Origin of the sequence: Helicobacter cetorum MIT 00-7128 (assembly GCF_000259255.1) — a bacterium.
Classification (GTDB): domain Bacteria; phylum Campylobacterota; class Campylobacteria; order Campylobacterales; family Helicobacteraceae; genus Helicobacter; species Helicobacter cetorum_B.
The window spans coordinates 1,487,920-1,510,858 of the sequence record NC_017737.1 but is presented as its reverse complement, the minus strand read 5'-3'; the positions used below and the strand labels follow the sequence as shown (position 1 = coordinate 1,510,858).

The window sequence follows — 22,939 nt, the reverse complement described above, 5'->3', positions numbered from 1 at the left end:
TTATTACAAAGAGTTTTTAACATGAATTTTCAAGAAAATCTAGCCACTTTAGATTTAAAACATATTTGGCATCCTTGTTCACAAATGCAAGAGCATCAAAATTTTCCTATTATCCCTATTAAAAAGGCTAAAGGAATTTATCTCTATGATTTTAACAATAACGCCTATATGGATTTAATCAGCTCATGGTGGGTGAATCTCTTTGGACACAATAACGCTTATATTAGCGAGCAACTTAAAAATCAAATTGATAGCTTAGAGCATGTTTTGCTTGCATCTTTTAGCCACAAGCCTATCATTACACTTTCTCAAAGATTATGCAAACTCACGCAATTGGATAAATGTTTTTATGCAGATAATGGCTCATCTTGTATTGAAATCGCTTTAAAAATGAGCTACCACGCTCATTTTTTAGAGAATAAAACGCATCAAAAAAAGCTTTTTTTATCGCTCTCTAATTCCTATCATGGCGAGACTTTGGGAGCATTGAGCGTGGGTGATGTGAAACTTTATAAAGATACTTACACCCCTTTATTGCTCAATAATCTCATCACACCCGTGCCTAAAAATGACAACGAGATACAAGATTGCTTGAATGCTTTAAAGCATTTATTAGATGGGCATGCTAAAGAAATTTGTGCTTTTATTGTAGAGCCACTTTTACAATGTGCAGGAAATATGCATATTTATAGCACAAAGTATTTGGAGCAAGCCGTTTTATTGTGTAAGGAAAAAAAGATTCATATTATTTTTGATGAAATCGCCACAGGATTTGGACGCACAGGGACCATGTTTGCTTATGAGCAATGTAAAATTAAACCTGATTTTTTATGTTTGTCTAAGGGGATTAGTGGGGGGTATTTGCCTTTAAGTGTGCTACTAACTCATGATGAAATTTATAATAAATTTTATGCTCCCTATGAAGAAAATAAAGCGTTTTTGCATTCGCATAGTTATACAGGAAATGCCCTAGCGTGTGCGTGTGCAAATGCTACACTAGATATTTTTGAAAAAGAAAATATTATTGAAAAAAACCAAGCTTTAAGCGCATTTATTTTCAGCACTCTAGAAGAGGCATTAAAGGATTTGATAAAGCAACAAGTGGTGTATAATTTAAGGCATTTGGGTATGGTTTTTGCCTTTGAAGTATCCCTTCAAACTACAGAGCGTTTGAGTTTGAGCATTTTTAAAAAAGCATTAACCAAAGGCTTGTTATTACGCCCCTTGAATAATACGATTTATCTTATGCCCCCTTACATCATCACGCACAGAGAAATTGAAAAAGCAATTAGTAGTTTAGTAGAAATTATTAATGAATTGAAAACCTAGCAAGTGTTTTTAAGCAAGTTTAGGTTACAATAAGGGATAAAATGATTGAAATTAAAGGGATAGCATGAAAGTAAAAACATCAACAAATAAGCGTGTATTAGTGAAATTTTCTGGCGAAGCCTTAGCTGGGGATAATAATTTTGGAATTGATATTCATATTTTAGATTATATTGCCAAAGAAATTAAATCATTAGTTGAAAATGATATTGAAGTGGGTATTGTGATAGGCGGGGGCAATATTATTAGGGGGGTTAGTGCGGCTCAAGGGGGGATTATTAGACGCACCAGTGGGGATTATATGGGAATGCTCGCTACCGTGATTAATGCGGTGGCTATGCAAGAAGCCTTAGAGCATATTGGCTTAGATACAAGAGTGCAAAGTGCGATTGAGATTAAAGAGATTTGTGAAAGCTACATCTATAGAAAGGCTATCAGGCATTTAGAAAAGGGTAGGATTGTGATTTTTGGAGCTGGCACAGGGAATCCTTTCTTCACCACTGATACTGCCGCTACTTTAAGAGCAATTGAAATTGGGGCTGATTTAATTATTAAAGCCACCAAAGTAGATGGCATCTATGATAAAGACCCTAATAAATTTGAAGATGCCAAAAAATTAGATACTTTGAGCTACAATGATGCCTTACTTGGCAATATTGAAGTTATGGACGATACAGCGATTTCTTTAGCTAAAGACAATAAACTTCCTATCGTTGTGTGCAACATGTTTAAAAAAGATAATTTATTGCAAGTGATTAAGCACCAACAAGGCGTATTTTCTATGGTAAAATAACGCCTTTGTTGAGACTAAACCCCATCACAAAATAAAGGACTGAGATATTGAAAAAAGAAAGAACTGAAAGCTTGGTAGCTCAAGCATTGAAAAATATTGGAAACGACCGCTATGTATTAGATAATTTGGTATTTGCTCGTGTGAAGCAATTAAATGCTGGGGCAAAAACTTTGGTAAATATGGACCCTAAGCGCCATAAATTGGTAGATATTGCAATTCGTGAGATTGCTGAAGGCAAAATTGATATAGATAGGATAGATGAACGAAATTGATAAGTCCGTTGATATCGGCTTTTTACGCATTCTTGATGTTATAAAAAAGGTAAAAACCCCTAAGAGTGGGATTGAAATTCTAAGAACCCTAACTGATTTTACACCAAAGGTTGAGAGCGCTCTAGCTTTGGCTATGAAATGTCATAAGGGTCAACAAAGAAAGAGTGGCGAGCCTTATATTGTTCATTCTATTTGTGTGGCAAGCATTGTAGCCTTTTGTGGTGGCGATGAGGCTATGATATGTTCAGCGCTCTTACATGATGTGGTAGAAGATACTGATTGCAGTATTGAATATGTTAGACAAGAGTTTGGGCATGACATTGCCAACTTAGTAGATGCGCTCACTAAAATTACTGAGATTAGAAAAGAAGAGTTGGTTGTAGATAAGCAAAATCCTAGAATAGTGGTCTCTGCACTCACTTTTAGAAAAATTCTCATTAGTGCCATAGAAGACCCAAGGGCTTTGATTGTTAAAATTAGTGATAGATTGCATAACATGCTCACTTTAGATGCCTTGCCAAATGATAAGCAAGTGCGTATTTCTAAAGAGACTTTAGCGGTGTATGCCCCCATAGCAAGCCGACTAGGAATGTCATCAATCAAAAATGAGTTAGAGGACAAGAGTTTTTACTATATTTATCCTGAAGAATATAAAAATATTAAAGACTACTTGCACAAAAACAAACAATCTCTAATGCTAAAACTCAATGATTTTGCAAGCAAGCTAGAAAAAATGCTTTTGGATAGTGGATTTGTTAATTCTGATTTTAAGCTAGTAGCAAGAGTCAAGCGCCCTTATTCTATTTATCTTAAAATGCAACGAAAAGGGGCGGTCAATATTGATGAAATTTTAGACTTATTAGCCATTAGGATTTTATTAAAAAATCCTATTGATTGCTACAAGGTGCTAGGAATTATTCATTTGAATTTTAAACCCATAGTCTCTCGTTTCAAAGATTATATTGCTTTACCTAAGGAAAATGGCTATAAGACAATCCATACGACTATTTTTGATGAATCCTCCATTTATGAAGTGCAGATTCGCACTTTTGATATGCATGTAGGGGCAGAATATGGTAATTCGGCTCATTGGAAATACAAGTCTGGTGGCGTAGATACAGAATGCATGCGTTGGCTACAGAATTTTAAATACCATGACAGCGACTTTAAGACTAATCCCAAAGAATTTTATGAGCTTGCTAAGAATGATTTATATCGTGAAGATATTGTCGTTTTTTCGCCTAATGGAGACACTTATACTTTGCCGGTGGGAGCGATTGCTTTAGATTTTGCTTACATGGTGCATAGTGATTTGGGCGATAGAGCCACGAACGCTTATATCAATAATAAAAAAGCCTTGTTAAATCAGGAATTGAGAAGTGGTGATGTGGTTAAAATTATTAATGGCGATAAAATAACCCCTCGTTTTGTTTGGATAGACCAACTCAAAACTTCTAAGGCTAAAAATCATTTAAGAATCCAAAGAAAAAATCGCTTAAGAGAAATTGATGTTAAGAGCATGATGAATATTTTAACCACTTTTTTTGGACATCCTTTATTTGAAGATTTAGGCTTAAAGGATTATAAACTATTTGAAGAAAAGCTTTTAAGTTGTGGGGTAGAGACCACGCCCTTAGAGGCTATGAAAAATTTTGAACTTTTATCTAAGCTAAGCGAAGAAATAGAAGAAAAAGTCATGCTTTTGAAAGAAAGTGCTATTTTGGAATATAAAGAGGCGAGTTTATGGGCTAGAGGGCTTAGATACTTGGGTTTTAAGACAAGTATTCTGAGTTTTTTAACACCTAATAATCGCCAATGGCAGTGTAATGAGTTAGAAAATTTTACTATCTATACAAGCAATGCGCTAGATGTTAAGCAAGTGCTATTGAATGATTGTTGTCATCCTAAATATGGTGATGAAATCATTGCTATTGTTATGGACTCTAAAGAGCCAAAGGCTGTTGTGCATCACAAATTTTGCAAAGAGGCTATTGTAGATATTGATGCAGGACAGCCCATGATTTATATAGAATGGCATAAACGAGATAAGACAATTTATAAAATGATGTTTTATTTGGGAGAAAAAAAGGGTGTTTTAGCCCATCTGTTAGCCTTTTTAGCAAAAAATGAATGTAATGTTGTAGGGGTTTCTTATTCGGGTTATAAAGATAGCTACTCCCCACATTGTGAGGTGTGCTTTGAGATAACAACAGATAGAGCAGATGCTATGAGAACTTTATTAAGTAGAAAATATCAAGATAGAATCGTAGAATTTTCTAGTTTAGGCGATGCTTATGAATTATAAGCTATGATAATAAAGCTAAAATGAAATGAGGGATATAAGAATGGAGCAAAAAATTAGTATAGCCTTAAGAGAAATTGCTAGAGGCACTAATGAAATCATTGGGCTAGAATATATAGAAAAGCTCGTGAGAACTTACTATGAAAAAAAAGAGCGCTTTATTGTGAAAGCGGGGTTTGACCCTACAGCCCCAGACTTACACTTAGGTCATACGGTATTAATTCAAAAGCTTGCGTTATTGCAACAATATGGGGCTAAAGTAAAGTTTTTGATTGGGGATTTTACCGCAACAATAGGCGATCCGACCGGTAAAAGTGAGACTAGAAAACCCCTAAGCCAAGAGCAGGTTTTAGAAAACGCTAGAACCTATGAAGAGCAAATTTATAAGATTTTAGACAAAGAGCATACTGAAGTATGCTTTAATTCCACATGGCTTAATGCGCTAGGCACAAAAGGTATGGTAGAATTGAGCGCTAAATTTTCGGTTGCTAGAATGTTAGAAAGAGATGACTTTGAAAAGCGCTATAAAGAAAAGCGCCCCATTAGTATGGTGGAATTTCTCTATCCCTTATTGCAAGGTTATGATTCTGTAGCTATGCAAGCAGATATTGAACTTGGAGGAAATGACCAAAAGTTTAATTTGCTTGTAGGGCGGTTTTTGCAACGAGCTTATGGCTTAAATAAAGAGCAATCTGTAATTACTATGCCCTTATTAGAAGGGCTTGATGGGGTGCAAAAAATGAGTAAGAGCTTGGGTAATTATGTGGGAATTACCGAAGAACCCAATGCCATGTTTGGTAAGATTATGAGCATTAGCGACGATTTAATGTGGAAATATTACACTCTATTAAGCGCTCATTCTTTAAGCGAGATTGAAGACTTACAAGAAAAAGTAAAAAATGCCTCTTTGCACCCTAAGATAGCTAAGGAAAATTTAGCTTTAGAGATTGTAACTCGCTATTATGATAAGCAGGTTGCTAATATGGCTAAAGAGCAATTTGCTAAAGTTTTTAGCGCTAATCTTTTGCCAGAAGATATAAAACAAAAAGAGTTTAGCGAGGGGATTGGTATTTTAGAGGCATTAAAAAATGTTGGTTTTTGCCCTTCTACTTCACAAGCAAGGCGTGATATGCAAGGAGGGGGTGTAAGAATCAACCAAGAAGTCATTAAAGATGAGCATTATCATTTCACGCAAGGCACTTACATTATGCAATTAGGTAAGCGAAAATTTATAAAATTAATTATTTCTAAAGGATAAAGAGCGATGGCATCCACACTCAAACCACTAAAAATCGGCAAACACACCATAAAATTCCCTATTTTCCAAGGAGGAATGGGTGTGGGAATTAGCTGGGATGAACTAGCTGGAAATGTTGCCAAAGAAGGGGCTTTAGGGATAATTTCAGCAGTAGGAACGGGCTACTATAAAAACATGCGTTTTGTAGAAAAAATTATTGCTAAAAAGCCTTTTGAGGCATTGAATTTTTACTCCAAACAAGCTTTAAATGAGATTTTTGCTAATGCTAGAAAAATTTGTGGGAATAGCCCCCTTGGTGCTAATATTTTGCATGCCATTAATGATTATGGTCGTGTTCTAAGAGATGCATGCGAGGCAGGTGCTAATATTATTGTTACGGGGGCTGGTTTGCCTACTAATATGCCTGAATTTGCTAAGGATTTTAGTGATGTGGCTTTAGTGCCTATTATTTCTTCAGCTAAAGCATTAAGGATTATTTGTAAAAGATGGAGTGATAGATACAAAAGAGTGCCTGATGCGTTGATTGTAGAAGGACCTTTAAGTGGGGGACATCAAGGCTTTAAATATGAAGATTGTTTTAAAGAAGAGTTCCAATTAGAAAATTTAGTGCCTAGCATTGTAGAGGCAGCTAAAGAATGGGGGAATATTCCCATTATTGCAGCAGGGGGAATTTGGGATAGAAAAGATATAGATAAGATGTTAAGTCTTGGGGCAAGTGGGGTGCAAATGGCAACACGCTTTTTAGGCACTTATGAATGCGATGCTAAAGTGTATGCGGATATTCTACCCACACTCACACAGGAAAATATCTTATTGATTAAATCTCCTGTAGGCTATCCAGCAAGAGCCATAAATACCGGAGTTTTAAAGCGCATTGAAGAAGGCAATGCTCCCAAAATCGCATGCGTGAGTAATTGCGTAAGCCCTTGTAATAGAGGAGAAGAGGCCAAAAAGGTAGGCTATTGTATTGCTGATGGTTTGGGGCGTAGTTACTTGGGCAATAGAGAAGAAGGGCTATATTTTACCGGGGCTAATGGTTATAGAGTAGATAAAATTATTAGCGTGCATGAATTGATTAAAGAGCTTACGGAAGGCTGATTTATTTTGCTTGTGCGTTTAGGGGTTTTGTTATGTGCTATTTATTTGCAAATAGTGTGTGCCTCAGCCCTTAAAATCCAAGAAATTATTCCTTTTGGAACAAGCAGTGTAAGGATTGATTTTAATCAAGAGATTAAGCGTTTTAAAGAGGTTGGACTTAAGGGATTTAGAAGTTATTTGGAGGTTGAGGCTATCTTAGTAATTCCTAAAAAACGCTATCAATTTTTTAATCATAGCACAATTACTATTGCACAAAACACTCCAAAATTTGTGCGTGTGGTGCTAGATTATAACGCTAAGACAACTTATCAAACAAAAATAGTCGGCAATAAACTATATGTTTCTATTATCCCTAAGCAAATATCTCAAAAAACTGCTAGACAACCAATTATTCAAGCTAATTCTAAAAAATCTTTAAATAAGACTAATTATACAAAAGGCACTCAAAAGTCCCATGTAGTAGCTAAAAAAGAAGTAGCTAAAAAAGAAGTAGCTAAAAAAGAAGTAGCTAAAAAAGAAGTAGCTAAAAAAGAAGTAGCTAAAAAAGAAGTAGCTAAAAAAGAAGTAGCTAAAAAAGAAGTAGCTAAAAAAGAAGTAGCTAAAAAAGAAGTAGCTAAAAAAGAAGTTCAAAATGATAATAATAACCAACAACAAGAATTTATAGGAAAAGAAACCCACACATTATTAAATGCTAAACACTCTAAAAAAACTAAAAAGATTGTCTTAGATGCAGGGCATGGAGGAAAAGATTGTGGGGCAATGAGCGCTAATTTAGTTTGTGAAAAAGACATTGTTTTGGAAGTGGTGAAGTTTTTGAGTAAAGAGCTTAAAAAGCGTGGCTATAGCATTTTGTTAACAAGGGATAAAGATGTTTATATTGATTTAGTAGGGCGCACAGAATTTGCCAATAAAAAAGGGGCAAATCTTTTCATCTCAGTGCATGCTAATTCTATCCCTAAGCATTCCACCTCTAAAGCGCATGGCATTGAGACTTATTTTCTTTCAACCGCTAGAAGTGAGAGGGCTAGAAAAGTAGCTGAGCAAGAAAATCAAGATGATGTTAATTCAATGGATTTGTTTTCTAAAAGCTTATTTTTAAATTCATTAAATACGCAACGCTTGATTGTGTCTAACAAATTAGCTATTGATGTGCAATATGGCATGCTTAAAGAAATTAGAAAGGATTATCCCGATGTAGTAGATGGAGGGGTTAGAGAAGGTCCTTTTTGGGTATTAGCTGGAGCGTTAATGCCCTCAGTTTTAATAGAAATTGGTTATAATTCTCATGTTTTAGAATCTAAACGCATTCAAAGCAAATCATATCAAAAAATCTTAGCTAGAGGTATCGCCAATGGGGTTGATAGCTTTTTTAGCAAGAACGACTAGGTAACATGAATTCTTATAAAAAAATTTACAAGCATAAAATTGTTTTTTCTTCTTTGTTTTTTTTGCTCTTCTTGTTTAATGCGGAAACTTTATTGCTCTCGCATTTTAGCGATAATTTTTCGCAGTTATTTTTCTTGTTTGAAAATCATGTTTATGATTTTATTATTGGATTAGATTATTTGGGCTTAGTGGGGGTTTCATTGATTTATCTCTTAATTCTTATTGCTAAGCCCTTTACGCTATCACGCCAAAAATGCGCTTGCATAGGGATATTGATATTGACCATTTATGCTTCAAATTTCCCCATTCAAAATTCTTTAGTAGCGCTCTATGGGTTCTATTTTGTGCTTTTGGGGACTTTGTTGTGGCGTTTTTTAGGGGCTACTACCAAGCAATCTTTCTTGCCATCTATTAATATTTGCGCCATTTGGTTATTTGGCTCATCATTGCAAAGTTTTAGATTTTTAGACATAACTGATTATGTTGATTTTTTATTGTTTGTTGTGGCGCTTATTTTATTTATTTTGGTTTTTATGCGCTATAAGCGCCTTTTTGGATTATATGAATACGCTAATACACTTGTTTTAATAGGTGGATTGTGTGTGATATTGCTTTGTTCTACAACACTTATGCAAACTAGAGAATACTATAGTGTGCGCTTTAGCTTTTATCTTTTGGGGTTATTAGGATGGCTTTTAGAGTATGTGCATATTAGCTTGAAACGCTTTGGAATGCGTTAAATAAGGATTTTTTAGGACTTTATATTTTTATTTTTGTATTTTAATCATTTTTTCTGCTATAATTCAAGCTTATTTTCATTCGTAAAATCATTAAAAAAGGAAATTCTTATGTCTCATCACACCATAAAACTTTTTAGTGCTTTAAGTTTAAGTTTCTCTCTAGTTAATTCTCTAATAGCTGAAGAAAGCTCTTTCTTTCTTGGAGCTAACTATCAAATGGCACAAATGAAAGAAAACTCTTCTATGACTAACCCTTATTACAATAATTCTGATATTTTCGGGGGGGGGGTTACTCACTACCCAACAATTAGATAGTCTCTACAATAATGTTTCTAGTCAAATTGCTAGTTTAAATGACAAGGATATTAATAAACAAATTCAAGATTTAGAAAGTCAAATAGGTAGTAAAACACCCACAAGCGAACAACAAGCCCAACTCAATAATTTAAAACTAGAGCAAATTAGACTCAATAACTTAGAAGTTCAAGAAAGAGCTATCAATACTCTACAAACTTTACAAAATGACCCTAGCTTACTTAAAAAACCAGAAATAGATAAATTAGCCAAAAGCTTACAATTAAATGCGGGTCTAACTTCAAAAGGTGCAGGTGCTATCAATATGGGTGCTGTAATGACTCAATCTAATGCCTTATTGCAACTTATTAGTCCTAATCAATTTAGTAACACGCTCATAGCTAGTCATTACGCTTTAGAGAATAATGCTAATAGCGAAGTTATAAAAAATCTTGAGAGTTTGAGAAAGCAATCTTTTGAAAGATACTTGAATAACTATTTGCAAAATCTTAAAGCTACAATGATTAAAGGCTATATTTTACCCGGTAGTGATGGTGGTGCTTATAGCCCCCTTATGAAAAATAGCGTTATTATGCAAACAATTGAATCAAAAATTGAAAATATCCTAGCTAATCTCAAATCATCTCATTCTACACTCAATGTTTCAACAATCACAACTGATTTGAATGCTATTGTTACACTTGTGCAAGAAAATACAATTGGTAATCCAAACTTCAAACTATACGACCCAACAACAAAAACATATTTAACAGCACAAGATATGAAAAATAAAACAGAGCAAGAAATTGAAAAAGATATTGCAAAAAATGGTATTTTGCACCCTATTAATGGCAATAACTCATCAAGCAAACAACAAAACCATGCGTATTTATCCCCTGAGCTTGGCATTCAAAATTTGATGTTTTTTCAAATGTTACAAGGCATAGCCGAAAACAAAAAAGATGTGAATTATGCTTACGCTCTTTACAATGCAACAGATTTTGAAAATTCAATCCTTGCTTATATGAGTTCAAAGCTTTATACGAATTGTCAAACAGATAATGGCAATTGTTATTATACAGGTGGTAAGGCACAATTAGAAGTTTTATTAGAACAAATGAATGTCCCAAAAAGTCTTATAGATACTTATAATAAAATGGGGCAACCCAAGTATTTTTTAGGTAATACGGATAATGGAGGGTTATTAGTAAGTGGGGCTAATCTCTATTCTCTATTAACTCAGCTTGAAAATGAAGTGCAGGATTTAAAGGTTTCACAAGCAAATATGCAAAATAAAACTAAAGCACTTGACATTATTAGACAATCTTTAGCAGATGTTTATCTCTATGATGAGCAAGTAAAAAACCCTAGTGTGCAGTTTGGCAATTGGATTAGTAGCGTTATTGGTAGTGGCAGTGATAGTGTTTTACCAGTAAGTCTTACCATACAAAATGAAAAGCTTATTATACAAGGAAATCAAGGCTATTGTGGTCAAAACCATAATGGTTGTCCTAAGCTTACAGAGATGAGCACTCAAGACCTTTATAATACTATTATGTCTTGGTGGGATAATGTAGGTAATGTAGCTAACGCTTTAACTTCGCACAATAACCAACAAATAGGCACAGCCATTCAAAGCTTTAGTCAATTTTATAATGAGATGTATAGCAAATACCCACACTATCAGCAAAATACAGCCAATTCAGATGCTTACCCTACAAAAGCCCAACTTCAAAATATCTTAAATGATATTAATAATTCTCTTAATTCAAATAAGGTTAGTCAAAATACAATTATTTTAAACTTCTTAGCTTTACCCACCAACTCCCAACAACACCAAGCTACCTATAACACTTTACAATCTTCTAAACCCATAGCCTTAGCAAGTCTAAGCACCTTAGCGAGTATGTTTAACAACATGAACTACTTAAGCTCACCTACAACTAAGCTTACTAACAATGACAAAGATATAGAAAGCACTCAACAAGGTTATATGCTAGGCTTTGGAATAAAGGGTGGCTATAAACAAATGTTTAACTACTATATTAAAGGTAATAGAGAAAGTAAAAAGAAATACGGACAATTAGGATTAAGATATTATGCTTTCTTAGATTATAACTATGGAGTCTTAAATCAAAGAAACACTAACAAAGAAAATATGAATATGCTTACTTATGGAGTAGGTTTAGATATTCTAGTGAATGTCTTTGAAAACAAACTAGCTAGTTATGGAATCTTTGGAGGATTTCAAGTAGCAGGTAATTCATGGTTGGCTACTAGAAAGTATTCTAGTAATATGAAAGATAAAATTAGAGCGACTCATTTTCAATGTTTGTTTGATTTTGGATTAAGAACTAATATTCTTAGTCATCATGGTATTGAATTAGGAGTAAAGATTCCTATGCTTTCTCAAAGATATATTGATACAGCTAATTATAAAGTGAATTATAAAAGAGAGTTCGTTTATTATGTTGGGTATGTGTGGGGGTTTTAGGGGGGTTGATTAAAAATATAGATGTTTTGTAATTCTTTAGAGCATTTAAAAACGCTTGGGTTTTTGAATGTGTTTAAACAATAACTCACGATAGAATGCTTTCAAACTCAGTCGCTCTTTTTTGCCTAAAGAGTAGTAAATTTTTTGCAAGTAGTTTAGAATTTCTTGTCGTTTTAGCTTAGTTTTTAAACTCGCTTCATTAAGAAGATAGTAGGGGATTTTAACTTTTTTGTGTTTAAAGGCTAAAGACAATCGCTCATAAAAAGCTTTATCTTTATGATAACACAAACGCCCAAAAACAAAAGGCAAGCGTTTTTTTTCATACCACTTAGACGCTAAATCTATGAAAGCATTATCTTGGTGTTTGTTTTGATAATAAAATTGTAACGCTTTATCGCCAATAAGCACTTCGCCTTGTAATCCTAGCACTTTAGCTAAGGCGTTTGAAGATGCGGACTCTTTATCAAAGGCATTTTCTTTAGCTAAGAGTAGCACGCTTAAAACTTCCTTGTGAGCGACTATGCCTAGAGAATAAGAATTAAGGGCGAATTTAAAGCCAGCAATAGAAGAAATAAAGCCTGCATCAATACGCCTAAACAACAAGCTTGTATTGAGTTTTGAGGGGTAAGTTTTTTTAAGCCGTAAAAATTGTTTGAAACAACAAGGGGTAGGATAGGCTTTGATAAACACATCAAAAGGGAGCATATTCAAATAATCAATCTTACCAAAACGCACTTAAAATCCTTTTTTGTATCACATGGTAGCTAAAGTTTCTTATAACTTAACTAAAAGTAAAAATAGTTTTGTTATCATGGGTTGGTTTATGGCACATCAATTATAGTGGTGTTATCTAAAATTAGGAGAGATAATGAAAGACTTTTTAGAAGAATATAAACAGGCAGCTTTGCAAAGAGAGCAAGAGGGGATTCCTGCATTACCCTTGAATGCTAAACAAGTAGAGAGTGTGGTTCAGATTCTAATGTCCAATAACGAAGAAGAGGCGCTTTTTGCTAAAGATTTGTTGGTTCATAGGGTAAGTCCCGGTGTAGATGAGGGAGCGAAAGTTAAGGCGGAGTTTTTAGCAAAACTATCCAAGAAAGAGCTAGAGTGTGCATATATTAGTGCTTTAGAGGCAATTACTCTTTTAGGCACAATGCTTGGGGGTTATAATGTAGAGCCTTTAATTGTAGGCTTAGAAAGTCAAGATGAAAACATCGCTAAAGAAAGTGCTAAAGCTTTAAAATCTACCCTTTTAGTTTATGGAGCGTTTGATAAAATTACTGATTTGAGTAAGACTAATGCTCTAGCTAAAGAAGTGTTAGAGTCTTGGGCGAATGCGGAGTGGTTTTTGAATAAAGAGCCATTAAGTGAATGTATTGAGGCGTGCGTGTTTAAAATTGATGGTGAAACCAATACTGATGATTTAAGCCCTGCTAGTGATGCCTTTACTAGAAGTGATATTCCTTTGCATGCAAAAGCGATGTTAAAAAATAGGATTAAAGATTATGAAGAACGCTTAGAGGCTATTAAGGCTAAGGGCGTTCCTGTGGCGTATGTTGGCGATGTGGTTGGCACAGGAAGCTCTAGGAAAAGTGCGACTAATTCTATTATGTGGCATTTTGGAAAAGATATTCCTTTTGTGCCTAATAAAAAGAGTGGAGGGTTAGTGATTGGGGGTGTAATCGCTCCGATTTTCTTTGCAACTTGTGAAGATAGTGGGGCGTTACCCATTATTGCTGATGTCAAAGAAATGAAAGAAGGCGACATTATTAAAATCTATCCTTATAAGGGTGAAATCACGCTTGATGATAAGGTAATTAGCACCTTTAAATTAGAGCCTGAAACTTTGTTAGATGAAGTGAGAGCAGGAGGGCGCATTCCTTTAATTATCGGTAGGGGTTTGACCAATAAAGCGCGCAAATTCTTGGGATTAGATGAATCAGAAGTGTTTAAAAAACCAGCTACTCCAAAAAGTAATGCTAAAGGCTACACCTTGGCACAAAAAATTGTCGGTCGTGCTTGTGGGCTAGAGGGGGTATTGCCCGGCACCTATTGTGAGCCAAAGGTTACTACTGTGGGCAGTCAAGACACTACAGGGGCAATGACAAGAGATGAGATTAAAGAATTAGCGAGTTTGAAGTTTGACGCTCCTTTTGTGTTGCAGAGTTTTTGCCATACCGCCGCTTATCCAAAACCTAGCGATGTGAGTTTGCATGCGACTTTACCTAGCTTTATCACTGAAAGGGGTGGTGTGGCATTACATCCGGGCGATGGCGTGATTCATACATGGCTAAATCGCATGGGATTACCCGATACTTTAGGCACAGGGGGAGATAGCCACACTCGTTTTCCTTTAGGCATTAGTTTTCCTGCAGGGAGTGGTCTAGTCGCTTTTGCAGCTGTTACAGGCACGATGCCATTAAACATGCCAGAATCAGTATTAGTGCGTTTTAAGGGCGAGAGAAGACCTGAAATTACCTTAAGAGACTTGGTTAATGCGATTCCTTACTATGCGATTAAACAAGGGTTACTCACGGTTGAGAAAAAGGGTAAAATCAATATCTTTAATGGGCGTATCTTAGAGATTGAAGGTTTGCCTGACATTAAAATGGAGCAAGCCTTTGAATTAAGCGATGCGAGCGCAGAAAGAAGTGCTGCAGCTTGTGTGGTGCGCCTGAATAAAGAGCCTATGATTGAATACTTACAATCTAATATTAAACTTATTGAAGAAATGATTGCAAGTGATTATGAAGATAAAGAGACTTTAAGAAAGCGTAAGGACGCTATGCAAGCTTGGATAACTAATCCGGTGTTATTAGAGCCAGATAGTGATGCAAAATATGCTGCTATCATTGAAATTGATATGGCTGAAATTACAGAGCCTATTTTAGCTTGTCCTAATGACCCTGATGATGTAGCCACTTTGAGTGAGATTTTAGCTGATACAACCGGTAAAAGACCGCACAAAATTGATGAAGTGTTTATTGGCTCTTGTATGACTAATATTGGGCATTTTAGAGCCTTTGGCGAAATTGTTAAAAACGCTCCGGCTAGTCAAGCACGCCTTTGGGTAGTGCCACCGACTAAAATGGATGAAAAAGAGCTTATTAATGAGGGTTATTATGCGATTTTTGGAGCTGCAGGAGCTAGGACTGAGGTTCCTGGCTGTAGTTTATGTATGGGTAATCAAGCAAGAGTGAGAGATAATGCGGTAGTCTTTTCTACTTCTACACGAAATTTTGATAATCGTATGGGTAAGGGGGCTAGAGTGTATTTAGGTAGTGCAGAGCTTGGGGCTGTGTGTGCATTACTAGGAAAAATCCCTACTAAGGAAGAATACGCTAATTTAGTGAATGAAAAACTAGAGAATCAGAAAGATAAAGTTTATCGCTATATGAACTTTAACCTAATGGAGAATTTTAAGCTCTAGTTTGGATAGGAGGGGGCTAAAAAGGCGAGCTTGCTCTCTTTTTTAGTAAGAAAATTTATAAGAAAAATATTTGCGCTTTTAAAAGGATTTGATAATCCTTTGTTTTTTGCGCTCTTCTTCTAGTTTGGCTACTTGAGCAAACACAATTGCTACAGCCTCAAATAATTCTTCTGGTATCGTAGCGTTTAATTTCACATCTCTAAAAAGCTCTCTAGCGAGTTTTTTATTTTCTATAATTTCTATGCCATGCTCTCTAGCAATACCCTTAATCCTGATAGCTAAATGGTCAGTTCCCTTAGCCACAACTACGGGCACGGGGTGTTCTTCATCAAATTTTAGAGCAATGGCATAGTGGGTGGGGTTAGTTACAACAACATTAGCCTTAGGAATTTCTTTCATCATTTTATTGGTGGCATTTTTCATCATCATTTGGCGGATTTTGGCTTTGATTTCAGGGTTTCCTTCTTGCTGTTTGTATTCGTCTTTGACTTCTTGTTTAGTCATTTTTAAAGAGTTAGTGTATTGACGGCGTTTGATGATTAAATCTATAAAAGCCATGACAAAAAATAAAAATAAAAGCGAAGCAATGAGTAATAACGCCTTATTCCTAAACCATAATAATTGGCTGTTTAAATTTAAAAGGGCTGTATGGTTTAATTCCCCTAAAAATAAAGAAAAAATAAAAAATCCTAGAAAAAAAGCTAAAAAAACTTTTAGAGTAATCAAACTTCCATCAATGAGCTTTTTTAAAGAAAAAAGGTTTTTAACGCCATTAATAGGATTGATTTTAGAAAATTTGGGCTGTATGGTTTTGGGAGCAAAGAGCAAACCAAATTGCAAAGTATTAGCTAAAAACGCCACAACAACTAAAATGACTAAAAGGGGTAAGAGCAATAAAAAAGCGTCTTTGGCAAGCTGATAAAAAAGCTTGTAAGCATCTTCTTTGCTAAAATCTAAAGAAAAATCCTTTAAAATTTGGCGATATATTTCGCTAAAGCCATCTACCCACCACATAAAGAATATAAAAATACTTAATAACCCCGCTAATAGTCCTAAAAACCCCACCACTTCCATGCTCTTAGGCACATTGCCTTCTTCTCTAGCTTTTTGGATTTTTTTCGCACTAGGGAGTTCGGTTTTTTCTTCTTCAGCCATGTTTTTTCTCTTTTAAAATTTTTAAGGCTAATTCATAGTCTTTTAGGGTGTTGAGATTTAGAAATTCTTCTTCGCTATCAAAATCTATACTCTTTGTTGGCATACTTTTTATAAGAGTGCTAAGGCGATAATTTTTATTTTTAATAGCGTTATTAAGAGTATCAAGAACATTTTTATGCCACAAGGAAATTAAATAATGCTCTTTAATGGGGCTTTTAGCATACACTACGCTAAAGTTTTGGATTTCACAAAGAACGTTAATACTATCAAAGGATACTAAAGGCGTGTCTATGGTGATAAAAAAAATATAGGGGGTTTGCAATGTTAAAAAAGCGTTATGAATGCCAAAAAGGGGTGAAAAAATTTCATTCTCTGTTTCTAAAAGATAGGGGGCGTTTAGTTTGAAAGGCTTTTTAACACTAATAAATACTTCTTTAAAATGCGTTAAAAGGCGTGTGTATTGGTATTCTAAAAGGCTAGAATAAGACTTAAAGGGCATAAGAGCTTTGTTTGTTTGGGCGTTATTCACAATAAAACGAGAGCTTTTACCCCCAGCAAGTAGGACACAAGGAATATCATTGATAAAAGGTAGTTTCAAATAGTTTATCCATTTTTAAAGCTTGATTAAGTTGTTGTTTATTATGTTACACTAAAAGCTTAAATATGAGAATTGATAGGGGGATAAAGGGAGTGAATGTTAATAGATAGTTTTGATAGGGTTATTGACTATATTAGAGTGTCTGTAACCAAACAATGTAATTTTAGGTGTCAGTATTGTATGCCTACTACGCCATTAGATTTTTTTGATGATGAAGAATTATTGCCCTTAGATAATGTTTTAGAATTTCTTAAAATTGCGATTGATGAAGGCATTAGAAAGATTAGAATTACTGGTGGAGAGCCACTATTACGCAAGGGCTTAGATGAATTTATCGCTCAATTGCATGCCTACAACAAGGAAGTGGCATTAGTTTTAACGACTAATGGCTTTTTACTCAAAAAAATGGCTAAGGACTTGAAAAATGCCGGATTATCACGAGTGAATGTTTCGCTAGATTCTTTAAAAAGCGATAGGATTATTAAAATCTCTAAAAAAGACGCTCTTAAAAATGTGTTAGAAGGCATTGAAGAGTCCTTGAAAGTGGGTTTAAAACTCAAGCTTAATGCTGTGGCTATGAAAGGCGTTAATGATGATGAGATTTTAGAGCTTTTAGAGTATGCAAAGAATAGAAATATACAAATCCGCTATATTGAATTTATGGAAAATTCGCATGCTAAAAGCTTTGTTAAAGGCTTGAAAGAGCAAGAAATTTTAGATTTGATTAGTCAAAAATACAAAATTGTTGGTATGGAAAAAAACCCTAAAGGACCTTCTAAAATCTACACGCTAGAAAATGGCTATCAATTTGGCATTATCGCTCCGCATGGCGATGATTTTTGCAAATCTTGTAATCGTATCCGCTTGGCTTCTGATGGCAAGATTTGTCCATGCCTATATTACCAAGATGCTGTAGATGTTAGAGATGCGATTATGAGTAAGGATATAGTGGGCATGAAAAAGCTTTTAAAACAATCCGTAATCAATAAACCCGAAAAAAACATGTGGAGTGATGAAAATAGCGAAACTTCTACAAGGGCGTTTTATTATACGGGGGGATAAGGGGCGTTGAAAATATGGAGCATAACTTGGAATTAAAAACGCGGTTTTTACAACTTTGCAATTTTGAACCTTTAGGCGAAAACTCGCCTACCAAACTACTCTTAAACGCACATTTTAGTGGCGATAAGCAAGGCGGACTAGTGATTTTGGTGGGAGAAAATAATGTAGGCAAGAGCAGGGTTTTGGAAGCTTTGAAACTATTTGATAGCAAGAAGATAAGCAATGATTATAGGGATTATAAAGAGATAGGGACTAATGAGTGTGAATGTCCGAAAAGAGGTATATTAAGGTTGGTGAATAATGCCATTGGGCGACAAATAGTCTTGGCTAAAACTTCAAATGATTGGGAATTTCAGATTGATACTACTTATGATAAACTTTTTATTGATATTTTTGAATTATTACCCCAAAAACAACTTCCTAATGGTTATGATGTGCATGAAAAACTTAAAGAAATTTCTGATGTTTTCTATAAAAATAAATATAATATTTGTTGTGTATTGAATAGGAATTATGAAAAGGTAGTTGATGTCATAAAAGAGATTATTGAGAAATTAAGCTCCTATCATCAAGAAATAGAGCAAAAAATACCTACAATCAAAGAAGACATTCAAGATTTGCTTCTTAGTGAATTAGACAAAGAAAATTGTCAAACAATTAAAAATAAGCTAGAGGAACAAGATAAATCTTTGTGTATCTATTTTATTGAAGAACATGAAAAATATAAAAAAAGTAAAGGAAATAATGATAAAAAAATACATAAGATTCTTGCTGACTTTGAGAAGAATATAAACAAATTAAGAGAGAAACTCAAGGAGCTTGAAGAGATTGTTGGTAAGAAAAGGTCAAGCAGTATTCAGCAAAGTTTATTAAGAGAAAAAGAAAAGAGAGAAGAAAAAGATTTTGTTGGACATGCTGAAAAAGGGTTAATAAATTTAGATGCTAACTACTATATCCAAAAAAATGAGTTGCCCATATGGCTCATAAGATTTTTACATGAACATGTTCTTAAGCCAAACTATACGCAACTCAAAGAAGAAATGGTTTTAGCAGATGAAGATTTTGTGTCTATAAAACAAGGATATAAAAATATATGTTATATATTAGATAACATGAACATATATAAAAAAATTTATGATTCTCATTCTTTAAAAAATCTATCTCAAGAAGAACTAAAACAAGAAATCAATAAATTTGGAGAAGAAATAGAAAAGAGAATATTTGGGTCATCTGGCAACAATGTGGTGCAAACATATTATGTGCTACATTCGATGCGCAATCCAAGTTTTTCTCTTAAGGGAAGTGCAGAAAGCATTACAGAAAGCATTAACTATATGCAAAAAGGGTGGCGAAAGACAAAAGAAAAACTACTACAAGCAAAAAGCCGTAAAGAATTTATAAAACTTTGTGATATGTTTAGTAGACAATTAAGAAGGGTTCCAAATAACGGCATTTTTACATCTAAAATAGATGATTCTTTTCCAAGCATAAGAGAGTATAAAGATATTCAAATTGTTAGCGAAAATCTTGGAGCCCAGCTTGACTTAAATGAACCAAAAATTTCTATTAAAGAATTAGATAAACCAAGTTGGTTTTTTGAGAGTTCGTTATTTATGGAGATATGTCTTGGTAAAGACTATTATGCCAAACTTTTGAAGTCATGGAAAAAAGAAGTTGATTGTCAAGAATATTTTATTTATTTTATTAGGTATAAAGAATTTATCAGCAAGCTAAAGGAAAGTGGCAGAGAAAAAAGAGATAAACGAGAAAGTGAGTTAGGAAAAATGGCATACTGCTTAGGTGTTCCTAAAAAGCGCATTAAATTACATGGAATTTTTAAAAGCTTATCTAATTTTGATACCATTTTATTAACAGATAATCCGTGCCTTTTTACCGATATTTGTAATAGGATTGAATGTAGTATTAAGAGTAGTTTTCATAATGATAATATAAAGCTTGATTTATATTCAAAAGATAGGAGTATTGGTTCTTTTGAGGGGACTTTTAGAGAAATATTGCAGCATGATATACAATCAAGAATTGATTCTTTAGCTACTCAAGATTTCAATAAACTTTGCGCCATCAGTCAAGATGAAAAAGCACTAGGTAGTGGTTATCGTTTTGAAATTGGCGTTCAGTATCAACAAGATTTAAGATATGAGTTTGAGTTTAAAATCTATGACCGCAGAAAATCAAAAGAGAAAAAACCTGCTATTTTAGAGCAACAGAGCATGGGTTTCAAGTGGGCGTTTAACTTTGTATTTGGTTTTCTCTATAGCGCTGGGATACCACCCATTTTTAGCAAAAATAACATCTATGTTATAGATGAACCAGCCACTAATTTAAGCGTGCCAGCTAGAAAACAATTTAGGGAATTTTTAAAAGATTATGCCTATAGGCATGGGGTTACCTTTGTTCTAGCTACTCATGACCCCTTTTTGGTGGATACTGACCATTTAGATGAAATAAGAATTGTAGAAAAAACAAAACAAGGCTCAGTGATTCACAATGACTTTAACTATCCCCTAAATGATGTGAGCAAAGACTCTGATGCTCTAGATAAAATCAAACGCTCTTTGGGGGTAGGTCAACATGTTTTTCATAACCCTATGGAACATCAAATTGTCTTTGTAGAGGGGATTACAGATTATTGCTATCTCACTGCCTTTAAATTATATTTTAATAAACATATTGATAAGTTTAAAAAAGACCCCATTAATTTTACTTTCTTGCCAATTTCTGGGCTTAAAGATAACGCACAAGATATGGAAACAACTATTAAGGCACTTCAAAAATTAGATAGAAATCCTGTTGTTTTGATAGATGATGATAGGAAAAGTGGTGTTGACCCGCAAAAAGTAAATAGTGAAAAATTTAAAGAAAAGAATAAAGATTTAGGTAGTCCTATCAAAATTTTACAACTCTCACAATGCAATGAAAATTTCAAACAAATTGAAGATTTATTTAGCACAAGCGACAAAGAAAAATACGCCAAAAATAAGCGTATGGAATTAGCCATGGCATTCAAAACCAAGCTCTTATATGGTGGGCAAGATGTGGTGAGCAAGCAAACAGAAAGCAATTTTTTAAAACTATTTGAATGGATAATTTGAGCTACAAACTTGATTAAAAATTAGAAAGAATGGCTTAAAAGAATAAAGAATTAAAAAAAGAGAGCAAGAAAATCTATGGCTCTTTGCTTAACTTGAAAAATTAAAACATTATTTATATTCTCTCATAATTCAAGCTATGTTTATATAAGGATAATGCCTATAAACAAGCGTTTTAGCGTGTGTAGGGCTTGCTTTTTGATGAAAATTTTTAGAGATAATCTAATCTATTAAAAAAAGAGCCTTCAAAAACACTCATCAATACCTGTAGATATAAGAAAGGCAAGACAGAGATTTATTTTAAAGATAATTGGCAAAAGGGCTTTCAAATGCCTATCAATACGGATTGCAATTTGACAACCAATTATAGCTAATAGAGTGATTATTGGTGTTTTTTCATGTTTAATTCATCAATCATTTTTAAAATTTGGTCTTTTTCTTTATTGAAAGTGCCAGTTTCTCCTCTCTTGTCCTTACCTAAGAAAGAGAGCCAATTATAACTGCCTACAACCATCCATTTTTTATCACAAATGATGACTTTAGAGTGGTCGCCGATTTCATTTTTATAAATTTGTAAGGTGCTATATTGTTTTTGAAGTTTGTCTAAAATTTGTTTCGCCTCATCTTTAATATCCTCTTTCACTTGATTTTTCATGCCATAATGAATAGTGATATGCACCCCTCTATTTAAAGCATTTTTGATTTGTTTTTCTCGTCTTTTAATCACACTTGTATTAATCCATGGAGAGGCGATGATGATTTCTTGTTTGGCATAATTAAACAAATAATCCAAGAAAAGCAAGTTCTCATCTTTATTGGTAACATAACCCGTTTTAAGATTTTCTAATTCTTTACAACTCTTTGGCTTTTTAGCAGAGCTTAGAGTTTGATTTAATTTCTTAGACAAATTTTTTAAATCATCTATGATTGCATCAGTATTTTGATAGTCTCTAGCTATCATTTTTGATAAGATGTCTTGCAAAAGATTTTCAAATTTAAATAAACGAGCTTTTTTAATGTCTAATGAAGAGCTAAAAAGTTTTAAGACCATTAAAGCCATTTGATAAAAATCTTGTTTAAAATCTAGGGTTTTATCATCTTTTAAATGGGTTAATCCAAAGTCTAGCAAAAATATTTCTTGATTTTGTTTGTTAAAACACACATTTTCTGCCTTAATATTGCCATGCGCATGGTTATGTTTATGGATATATTTTAAGACTTCACAAAGTTTGATTAAAGATTTTAAGAAGATTACACTAACATTTCTGTTTAAAACCCCATTATCAATATGCTTTTCAAAATAATTGTGAAACAATTCTGTATCTTGGTATTTATGAACGATAAAAAGCCCTTTGGATAGGGTTGCAGTGCCTAGAATAATTTCTTCTTCTAAGGGGAAATAATCCACAATATTATTCAAATTTTGATGTGTGATTTGTTGCAAACTTCTAATCTTACCCATTAGGACATCATGGTTTAAAGAATAAGGCACATGTTTGATGACATAATGCACGCCCATTTTTCTAGCGATAAAAGTTTTGTTTGTGTGCCAATTATGCAAGATTTTGTATCCAGAGATTCTATTTTCTTTTATATTGATACTTTGCATTTTTTAAAACCT

Annotated in this window: 17 protein-coding genes; 13 read left to right on the top strand and 4 right to left on the bottom strand. The window is 34.0% G+C overall.

Features of this window, described 5'->3' with window-relative positions:
• Window positions 1-21: 21 nt before the first annotated feature.
• The 10 genes from HCW_RS06940 (at window position 22) to HCW_RS06895 (ending at window position 11,963) form a co-directional block, all read left to right on the top strand.
• Entirely contained in the window at window positions 22-1,329 is a 1,308-nt protein-coding gene (locus tag HCW_RS06940) for an adenosylmethionine--8-amino-7-oxononanoate transaminase (protein WP_014661516.1), read from the top strand.
• A gap of 64 nt (window positions 1,330-1,393) precedes the next feature.
• Window positions 1,394-2,119, top strand: coding sequence for a UMP kinase (pyrH, locus tag HCW_RS06935; protein WP_014661515.1), 726 nt, complete (start codon window positions 1,394-1,396; stop codon window positions 2,117-2,119).
• 47 nt (window positions 2,120-2,166) lie between these two features.
• Window positions 2,167-2,391, top strand: coding sequence for a DNA-directed RNA polymerase subunit omega (locus HCW_RS06930; protein WP_014661514.1), 225 nt, complete (start codon window positions 2,167-2,169; stop codon window positions 2,389-2,391).
• Entirely contained in the window at window positions 2,378-4,696 is a 2,319-nt protein-coding gene (locus HCW_RS06925) for a RelA/SpoT family protein (protein ID WP_014661513.1), read from the top strand. Before HCW_RS06930 ends, HCW_RS06925 begins: the two co-directional genes overlap by 14 nt.
• A gap of 40 nt (window positions 4,697-4,736) precedes the next feature.
• Window positions 4,737-5,951, top strand: a complete 1,215-nt coding sequence (gene tyrS / locus HCW_RS06920; protein ID WP_014661512.1) for a tyrosine--tRNA ligase — start codon at window positions 4,737-4,739, stop codon at window positions 5,949-5,951.
• A 6-nt stretch (window positions 5,952-5,957) separates the two neighbouring features.
• Window positions 5,958-7,049: a nitronate monooxygenase gene (locus HCW_RS06915; protein WP_014661511.1), complete on the top strand. Its 1,092-nt coding sequence runs from the start codon at window positions 5,958-5,960 to the stop codon at window positions 7,047-7,049.
• 6 nt (window positions 7,050-7,055) lie between these two features.
• Entirely contained in the window at window positions 7,056-8,435 is a 1,380-nt protein-coding gene (locus tag HCW_RS06910) for an N-acetylmuramoyl-L-alanine amidase (protein ID WP_014661510.1), read from the top strand.
• A 5-nt stretch (window positions 8,436-8,440) separates the two neighbouring features.
• Entirely contained in the window at window positions 8,441-9,175 is a 735-nt protein-coding gene (locus tag HCW_RS06905) for a hypothetical protein (RefSeq protein WP_014661509.1), read from the top strand.
• A gap of 108 nt (window positions 9,176-9,283) precedes the next feature.
• Entirely contained in the window at window positions 9,284-9,490 is a 207-nt protein-coding gene (locus HCW_RS06900) for a hypothetical protein (RefSeq protein WP_014661508.1), read from the top strand.
• Window positions 9,491-9,794: 304 nt separating this feature from the next.
• The gene (locus HCW_RS06895) at window positions 9,795-11,963 is read left to right on the top strand and encodes an outer membrane protein (protein WP_231283026.1); all 2,169 of its coding nucleotides are present in this window, start codon (window positions 9,795-9,797) and stop codon (window positions 11,961-11,963) included.
• A gap of 45 nt (window positions 11,964-12,008) precedes the next feature.
• Here the strand turns inward: HCW_RS06895 and HCW_RS06890 are convergent, their stop codons facing one another.
• The gene (locus HCW_RS06890) at window positions 12,009-12,698 is read right to left on the bottom strand and encodes an MqnA/MqnD/SBP family protein (RefSeq protein ID WP_014661506.1); all 690 of its coding nucleotides are present in this window, start codon (window positions 12,696-12,698) and stop codon (window positions 12,009-12,011) included.
• Window positions 12,699-12,831: 133 nt separating this feature from the next.
• On the opposite strand from HCW_RS06890, the gene acnB reads away from it, so the two are divergent.
• Window positions 12,832-15,393 carry a bifunctional aconitate hydratase 2/2-methylisocitrate dehydratase gene (gene acnB, locus HCW_RS06885; RefSeq protein ID WP_014661505.1) on the top strand — a complete coding sequence of 854 codons (2,562 nt, stop codon included), beginning with the start codon at window positions 12,832-12,834 and terminating at the stop codon, window positions 15,391-15,393.
• Between the two features lie 78 nt (window positions 15,394-15,471).
• Here the strand turns inward: acnB and flhB are convergent, their stop codons facing one another.
• Complete coding sequence (gene flhB / locus HCW_RS06880; protein WP_014661504.1) at window positions 15,472-16,548, bottom strand: flagellar biosynthesis protein FlhB; 1,077 nt, start codon at window positions 16,546-16,548, stop codon at window positions 15,472-15,474.
• Entirely contained in the window at window positions 16,541-17,146 is a 606-nt protein-coding gene (gene mobA, locus HCW_RS06875; RefSeq protein WP_014661503.1) for a molybdenum cofactor guanylyltransferase MobA, read from the bottom strand. The genes flhB and mobA overlap by 8 nt, the downstream gene beginning before the upstream one ends.
• Before the next feature lie 96 nt (window positions 17,147-17,242).
• On the opposite strand from mobA, the gene moaA reads away from it, so the two are divergent.
• Window positions 17,243-18,208, top strand: a complete 966-nt coding sequence (moaA, locus tag HCW_RS06870; RefSeq protein ID WP_014661502.1) for a GTP 3',8-cyclase MoaA — start codon at window positions 17,243-17,245, stop codon at window positions 18,206-18,208.
• Window positions 18,209-18,222: 14 nt separating this feature from the next.
• A complete protein-coding gene (locus tag HCW_RS09770; RefSeq protein WP_014661501.1) occupies window positions 18,223-21,321 on the top strand; it encodes an AAA family ATPase in 3,099 nt (1,032 codons plus the stop codon).
• A gap of 379 nt (window positions 21,322-21,700) precedes the next feature.
• Here HCW_RS09770 and HCW_RS06860 read toward each other — a convergent pair whose 3' ends face one another.
• A complete protein-coding gene (locus tag HCW_RS06860) occupies window positions 21,701-22,927 on the bottom strand; it encodes a phospholipase D-like domain-containing protein (protein WP_014661500.1) in 1,227 nt (408 codons plus the stop codon).
• Window positions 22,928-22,939: the final 12 nt, after the last annotated feature.

What these genes read in the sequence shown, in the direction of transcription:
- HCW_RS06940 (WP_014661516.1), top strand. Translation starts at nt 22, where the DNA reads ATGAATTTTCAAGAAAATCTAGCCACTTTAGATTTAAAACATATTTGG.
- pyrH (WP_014661515.1), top strand. Translation starts at nt 1,394, where the DNA reads ATGAAAGTAAAAACATCAACAAATAAGCGTGTATTAGTGAAATTTTCT.
- HCW_RS06925 (WP_014661513.1), top strand. Translation starts at nt 2,378, where the DNA reads ATGAACGAAATTGATAAGTCCGTTGATATCGGCTTTTTACGCATTCTT.
- tyrS (WP_014661512.1), top strand. Translation starts at nt 4,737, where the DNA reads ATGGAGCAAAAAATTAGTATAGCCTTAAGAGAAATTGCTAGAGGCACT.
- HCW_RS06915 (WP_014661511.1), top strand. Translation starts at nt 5,958, where the DNA reads ATGGCATCCACACTCAAACCACTAAAAATCGGCAAACACACCATAAAA.
- HCW_RS06905 (WP_014661509.1), top strand. Translation starts at nt 8,441, where the DNA reads ATGAATTCTTATAAAAAAATTTACAAGCATAAAATTGTTTTTTCTTCT.
- HCW_RS06900 (WP_014661508.1), top strand. Translation starts at nt 9,284, where the DNA reads ATGTCTCATCACACCATAAAACTTTTTAGTGCTTTAAGTTTAAGTTTC.
- HCW_RS06895 (WP_231283026.1), top strand. Translation starts at nt 9,795, where the DNA reads ATGGGTGCTGTAATGACTCAATCTAATGCCTTATTGCAACTTATTAGT.
- acnB (WP_014661505.1), top strand. Translation starts at nt 12,832, where the DNA reads ATGAAAGACTTTTTAGAAGAATATAAACAGGCAGCTTTGCAAAGAGAG.
- flhB (WP_014661504.1), bottom strand. Translation starts at nt 16,548, where the DNA reads ATGGCTGAAGAAGAAAAAACCGAACTCCCTAGTGCGAAAAAAATCCAA.
- moaA (WP_014661502.1), top strand. Translation starts at nt 17,243, where the DNA reads ATGTTAATAGATAGTTTTGATAGGGTTATTGACTATATTAGAGTGTCT.
- HCW_RS09770 (WP_014661501.1), top strand. Translation starts at nt 18,223, where the DNA reads ATGGAGCATAACTTGGAATTAAAAACGCGGTTTTTACAACTTTGCAAT.
- HCW_RS06860 (WP_014661500.1), bottom strand. Translation starts at nt 22,927, where the DNA reads ATGCAAAGTATCAATATAAAAGAAAATAGAATCTCTGGATACAAAATC.